The organism is Aliivibrio sp. S3MY1 (genome assembly GCF_028765575.1).
Taxonomy (GTDB): Bacteria; Pseudomonadota; Gammaproteobacteria; order Enterobacterales; family Vibrionaceae; genus Aliivibrio.
On the sequence record NZ_JARACO010000001.1, the window covers coordinates 412,988 to 418,987 of the forward strand.

At 39.0% G+C, this 6,000-nt stretch carries 5 protein-coding genes; 2 read left to right on the forward strand and 3 right to left on the reverse strand.

Annotated features, from left to right (window positions below; translation table 11 throughout):
• Nucleotides 1-436: 436 nt before the first annotated feature.
• On the reverse strand, nucleotides 437-1,642 hold the full coding sequence (locus tag PVK62_RS01710; protein ID WP_274442774.1) for a sugar efflux transporter: 1,206 nt from the start codon (nucleotides 1,640-1,642) through the stop codon (nucleotides 437-439).
• A gap of 205 nt (nucleotides 1,643-1,847) precedes the next feature.
• Between PVK62_RS01710 and PVK62_RS01715 the strand changes: the two genes are divergently transcribed.
• On the forward strand, nucleotides 1,848-2,735 hold the full coding sequence (locus tag PVK62_RS01715; protein WP_274442773.1) for a helix-turn-helix transcriptional regulator: 888 nt from the start codon (nucleotides 1,848-1,850) through the stop codon (nucleotides 2,733-2,735).
• 116 nt (nucleotides 2,736-2,851) lie between these two features.
• Here PVK62_RS01715 and PVK62_RS01720 read toward each other — a convergent pair whose 3' ends face one another.
• Nucleotides 2,852-3,688: a delta-class carbonic anhydrase gene (locus PVK62_RS01720; RefSeq protein WP_274442772.1), complete on the reverse strand. Its 837-nt coding sequence runs from the start codon at nucleotides 3,686-3,688 to the stop codon at nucleotides 2,852-2,854.
• A gap of 255 nt (nucleotides 3,689-3,943) precedes the next feature.
• On the opposite strand from PVK62_RS01720, the gene PVK62_RS01725 reads away from it, so the two are divergent.
• The gene (locus tag PVK62_RS01725) at nucleotides 3,944-4,783 is read left to right on the forward strand and encodes a LysR family transcriptional regulator (protein WP_274442771.1); all 840 of its coding nucleotides are present in this window, start codon (nucleotides 3,944-3,946) and stop codon (nucleotides 4,781-4,783) included.
• 330 nt (nucleotides 4,784-5,113) lie between these two features.
• Here PVK62_RS01725 and PVK62_RS01730 read toward each other — a convergent pair whose 3' ends face one another.
• A complete protein-coding gene (locus PVK62_RS01730) occupies nucleotides 5,114-5,842 on the reverse strand; it encodes a TetR/AcrR family transcriptional regulator (RefSeq protein WP_274442770.1) in 729 nt (242 codons plus the stop codon).
• Nucleotides 5,843-6,000 lie beyond the last annotated feature (158 nt).

Sequence of the window (6,000 nt, forward strand, 5' to 3'; positions counted from 1 at the left end):
CGTTGATATTTTCTAACGTTGACCACTTTAGTTTTCATGTTAGCCACCTCGCATATCTGCGACAGTGATAGTCACTGACAACTCTTGCAAACCATTTACAAGCTGTAACTGTTGCATTCGTTGTTGGTAGTAGGCGGTAGCCCCAGCACATTTATAGCAAATTCAGATGTTTATATCCACAATAAAATGAATGCACGGTATCAGTTTTTTGTTGTGAAACCATAAATTATCGTAAGGCAAAAATGCTAAGTTGAAGGTCGCTCCCTTTACTGTAACGCGCGTTTTGGGCATACATAATTCACGGAACAGGTTGTTTCGCAATTGAACAACAGGCTGGTTGTCCAAATAAATCTTTATAGTGATTTCTAGCGTTTCAAACACGTATCGAAGCAATAGCAAATTAGCTATTACCCCAACGTCTTAAATCGTATTAACCCTAAACCTCTCCAGCCACCGCACATTGGCCTTCAATCATCACCTTCTGTTTCTTCTCTAGCATTTCAAACACAATCAGCAACACAGCAGCTATAATCGCACCAACAAAGCATAAATACAGTGCGCTGTAGTAGTTGTATAACTCACCCACAATACCCACCATCACGCTTGATACCAAGACACTGATGTTCAACATGTTTGAGAACAGGGTAGAGGCCGTGCCTAATCGGTCTTTCATCATGTCTTGCAGTGCGACCATGCCAAGCGTGGCACATACACCAATGAAGAATCCATTAAGTATTTGAGCAATCAGCATGCCTGTAAAACTGGTGGCTGAAAGCATAACAAGAAAGAACATGGCACCAGATATCACACCAAGTGTCATCACTCTGGTTGTGCCTAGTTTTTCAGCCATTTTACCTGCCCCAAGCATCACAGGGATCTCGCAAGCTGCTGCCATACCAAACATTAAGCCTAACCAACTCACATCAACTTGCAGCTCTTGTGAAAGATACAAAGGCATACTGGTGATGTATAAATTATTGGCAGAAAACGCACACACAATAATGAAGCAATAGAGAATTACCATACGACCTAAGGGTTTATGCTCAACAACGGTTGCTGTTCGTTCTTCTTTTGTCACCACATTATCAGGGATCAACTTAGCGATGATGAGTATTGCGATAGCGACCGTAATCGCAGAGACCGCAAACGCTGCACTAAAGCCAAATTGTGCTTTCAGCATGAACGCCGCAGGTGGACCAAATACCCACGCAATGGCAAGGCCTGCACGCATTTTGGCTAAAAAACTGGTGCTGTTGGCGACGTGTCTGTCACCATATTCTCGACCTAGAGCAAACAGTTGACCAAAAGAAGCGCCACTGATGCTACCAAAGACCACGGCCATGGTAATCGCTAACCAATAATCACGAATAACGGTAAAACTGGCGACCAAAATTAAGTAACTTGCTAAAGAGACAATCAGAATGGTTTTACGGTTCCAATGCGTGTCTGAGCGTTTGGCAATAAACTGAGATACGATCACAGAGCTGCTGACAGCAAGCGTCATATACAGACTTAACATCATTGGTGATGCGCCCAACTCCTCTACAATAAACAAGCTTGATAGTGGGTAAAAAAATGCACTACAAAGTCCGGTAATAAAGGCGATAAAAATAAACAAAAATGTCTTCTTGTTTTGCGGCATAGTGAAGCTCCAGTGTACGAAAGAGAAAGTGGTTGAACCGTTTTATTTAGGCGTAGTCTACTCAATGATAGGGAAGGTGAGTGATGTTATTCGAGCTACCTCTAATACTATTCAGTCATTTTGCTCTCTTTCTTTGACAGGTGACGCTTACACGATTAGCCTGAGAGTGACTTATTTAGAGTGGTATTAACCGTTAAGGCCAAACATGAAACCATTTAAAGAACACGTGCAAAATGTACCTAGTTTTGATTGGATAGTAAGAGAATTTCATTGTCGTGTAGAAGACAATGAGTTTGCGTGCTCTTGGCATTATCATTCTGAATATGAATTGGTGTTGTATCTAGACCCTGATGAGGCATTTCAAGGCAGTTATTTTGCAGGGGATGCGATTGGTGATATCCATCATAATTCTCTGCTTCTTTATGGGCCGGGTTTACCTCATATGGTGGCAGGACGAAGCGTAAAATTAGAGCAGTCAAAGCATCAGACTTTAATTGTTTGGTTTGCTCATCATTGGGTTGAGCGCTTAATGGCACTGATCCCTGAAGCGAGAAACTTAAAGCGGTTATTAGATAATTCTGCTTATGGCTTATCGTTTAGCCCAGAAACCGCACATAAGATGTCAGAATTATTAAAACACGCCAATACGTTAGATCGTCATTTACAGGCGATAAAAGTGATTGAGATATTAGTCAGTCTTGCTGATGATACGAAGGCAAAAAAGCTATCAACCACACCTTATCGAATTAAGCCGCTTTCGGATGATTCTGAATTAAACCATCGAATTGAGCGAGCAACTCGTTATATAGAAACGTATTATGGTGATGCAATTAAGATCTCTGATTTATGTAAGCGACTTCATATGAGTGAAAGCTCGGCTTATCGAATGTTTGAGAAGCATTATGGAATGAGTTTTTCTGATCATCTAAAGCAATACCGTATTGGTAAAGCGTGTGAGCTGTTAGCGAGTACTAACTTTCCTATCGCATTAGTGGCAGAAAAAACGGGATTTAAAAATATTTCTAATTTTAATCGCCAGTTTAAAGAGCTAAAAATGATGACACCGAGTGAGTTTCGACGTCGATTTAATTAGATAAGAACGTTGGGTGGAATAGGTAAAATAGCGCTATCTTGAGTATCTTTAAGATGATTAAATTAAGATCATAAAAAAGGCCGCAAGTAGCGACCTTTAAATAGATAGGATGACAGTTAGTGCCCGGAAGAAAGTAGATCTGGATTCGTCACTAGGTTTCTTACACCATGGGCGTGATCTTCTTTAAAGTCATTTTCTGTTAACCATTCAGCGACAGAGCTAATATTAACTTTAGTCACTTGCGGTCTAACGCTCCAAGTAACTTGCAGAGGAGAGCCTTGCTCATTATAGCTAGGCCCTGTTGTTGAACCTGCGTATTGAATTGGTTTTCCTGTATTAGCTGGAATGTTCACGGCTTGGTAATAGCCTGATTTTTTAGCGTATTCAGTTAAATACTCAAAATCCTGAGCTGAACTATCATTAACTAAAACATACACTTGTGTTTCTACACGTAATTGTGGATTGCCAATTGAGTCAGATAAACATGCACCAAGTGTTGGGCCAGGCTTAACGTTAGCCGTGGTATGAACATAATGCACTTCAATGGTATCGCCAGACTGTAGAGAGCCATTTTTGTGATTAAATGGTTTTAGTTCTGCTTTACTTAACTTGCCGTTATACGCATAGCCAGTATTGCTGCCTTTTCCATCGCCATTGCCAACGTAGGTGGTAAACTCGCCACCTTTATGCTCTGCATTTTTATGGAAATGAATGTTACATAAATTCATTTGAGTATATTCTGGCGCTAATCCAAATAGACGTTGATTATTGCCAGTTAAGTTATCGATATCTCTAGGGGATTGAGGACCAAATCCTTTACCATCAGTATTCTTTGCTAGAGCCGCGTTCTGTTCAGTAATGATATGATCATTAACTGCTTTATTTGTATCCGCAAAGGCTGCGGCAGTCGTGCTCATAAAAACAAGTGAAGTAACCAGTAATTTTGCTTTCATAAATATAGATATCCAATCGTGATAACATTATCAAAATAAATGTACATAATAATTAGATATCATAAAATAAAAAGAATGTAACATTGGTGCTCATAATGTTACAGATGTAAGTGATTTGATGATTGCGACTTATTTGCTAATATATTTCTATATAAAATACACATTTTGTTATAAATGGTTCATTTTTTTACTAAAAATATTGATGTGAATAGAGTGCTGATGTCGATAAAATCGGGATATCGAGTAGGAAGCGAAATGAATTTAAATTTTATCAAACATTTTCTAGCGGTGTATGATTTTGGTAGCGTGACAAAAGCCGCTGATCATTTGCATATTACCCAGCCTTCAATGAGCAGTGCGATTAAAAAATTTGAAGACAGTTACGGACAGGCGCTATTTTTAAAAGTAGGGCGATCTCTGGAGCCAACCGATGCGGCTCATTCACTGGCTTATCAAGTGCGCCCGATAATGGAGCAATTGGTGGTGGCGTTAGAATCGCCACGTCGTTTGATAATCAGCGCACCAGAAATCGTATTGCAATCTCTGCCTGATATGGACGATGCTTTGCTGACAGAAAGCCCTGCGGTTGAATACCAAATGCTAGATAAAATTCGCTCGGGTGAAATCGATATCTTAATTGATGATATTACCGTGACGGATTATACCTTTGTGAGTGAGAGCTTAGGTAAATTGGATATTGCCTTTGCGTGTCGATGCGATCACCCAAGCATTACGGGAAATTCATTAAGTTTGGAGCAATTTAACCAAGCTGAACATGTCATGCTTAAATTGAAAAATGAGAACATGGGGGCATTTGAAACCCGCCCTGATGAGATATTTGAGCGTAACATTGTTCGTGAAGTGAGTGGGCCATCTAATCTATTGCTAAGTGTTAGACACACGGATGCGATCTGCATTGTGGCTGAAAGTATGTTTGGTTTAGCCAAAGAGCTAGGTCTAAAGGTATTGGCGTCGCCTTTTCCACTTCAAGCGTATGAAATTAAACTTATTTATCATCGCCGAAATATAAGCAATAAAACGCATCAATATGTACGTCAGCAGATTAAAGCTAGGCTAAGTGAACTGCATCAATAAATGCATAGATATAAACTATGTATCAAATAGTCAGTGACCGATAGTTTCTCGGTATTAAGCATCATAGTATTACCTGATTAAAGTCTAATTACTCTTTAAGGAAAAATTAGATTTATTTGAATGATAGGTAAACTGGAGTTATTTGATGAAAATTGATAAAGATGTTGTTATTCCTCGTACACTGATTGCCGCTATTATTGCCGTTTTGGTTATTGCCCCTAATGTGTAGATTGAGATCTACAGTACGACTAAAATTGATGTTTTTTCTGAATTAAGATAATAAAAAAGATCCTTTTTATTATCTTTTCTGCGTTTTCTTTTCCAGCATAATTAAACCTCAATCTTATGCTTTAGTGGGCATTCAATATCAATCAGAAGATCTGATAATTTAGCAGGGCAAAGCATATCTTCTTTTGCGACTGCAAACTTAGCAACCATGATTTGATTAAATAAATTCCAGTGTTGTAATAACAGTTTTTCATGGTTATCTGCAAATTGTGGCCAAGCTTCAGACATCATTGGGGTTAAGCTTGATGCGCCATGAGCAAAAATCAGCATTTGCCATTTGGTTTCCCAAATATCGAGTTTTCCATCAGGGTTAGCTTGATTGTACTCTTCAAAAAGATCTTTAAATATTGCTTCAAACTCACACTTGGTTTTTAAGAAGTACTCCAGTAATGCGTTGTCGTCTTGGCGAATGGCATCGGCGATCATTTTAATTGGCTGTGGGTTCATTAAGGTAAATGCAGACAACTTAACAATGAATAGGTAAATACGATAGCTGGGTGTTTTATCGGTTGGTAGTGATTCGATAATCGCATCTAAGTAGCTTTGCATATGTTTATCGCAGGAATCACAAATCGCCTTCCAAATCATATCCTTACTACCAAAATGATGACGAATAAGACTGTGGGAAACGCCTGCTTTCTCACTGATATTACGCAGTGATACACGCTCGTAACCTAGCTCGCCAAACATCGTTGCCGCAACCATTAAGATTTGACATTTTGTTTGTTCAGCAGTTTCGGTACTTCTTTTTCCCTGCTTTTTCTCTGTCATTATTCACCCTTAGTTTGTACTTTTAATTACCAATATATACGTATTAATTGTTGCTAATCGCTCTGATTTCTGAGCAGCCGAATGTGTATTGATGGCCTAAGCATATCAAGTTCAACGTCTAACGCGTACTTAAAAATGCACTTTTCAACTATTTTACT

Excerpts from the sequence above, each read along its gene's own strand:
- PVK62_RS01710 (WP_274442774.1), bottom strand. The coding sequence starts at position 1,642 with ATGCCGCAAAACAAGAAGACATTTTTGTTTATTTTTATCGCCTTTATT.
- PVK62_RS01715 (WP_274442773.1), top strand. The coding sequence starts at position 1,848 with ATGAAACCATTTAAAGAACACGTGCAAAATGTACCTAGTTTTGATTGG.
- PVK62_RS01720 (WP_274442772.1), bottom strand. The coding sequence starts at position 3,688 with ATGAAAGCAAAATTACTGGTTACTTCACTTGTTTTTATGAGCACGACT.
- PVK62_RS01725 (WP_274442771.1), top strand. The coding sequence starts at position 3,944 with ATGAATTTAAATTTTATCAAACATTTTCTAGCGGTGTATGATTTTGGT.
- PVK62_RS01730 (WP_274442770.1), bottom strand. The coding sequence starts at position 5,842 with ATGACAGAGAAAAAGCAGGGAAAAAGAAGTACCGAAACTGCTGAACAA.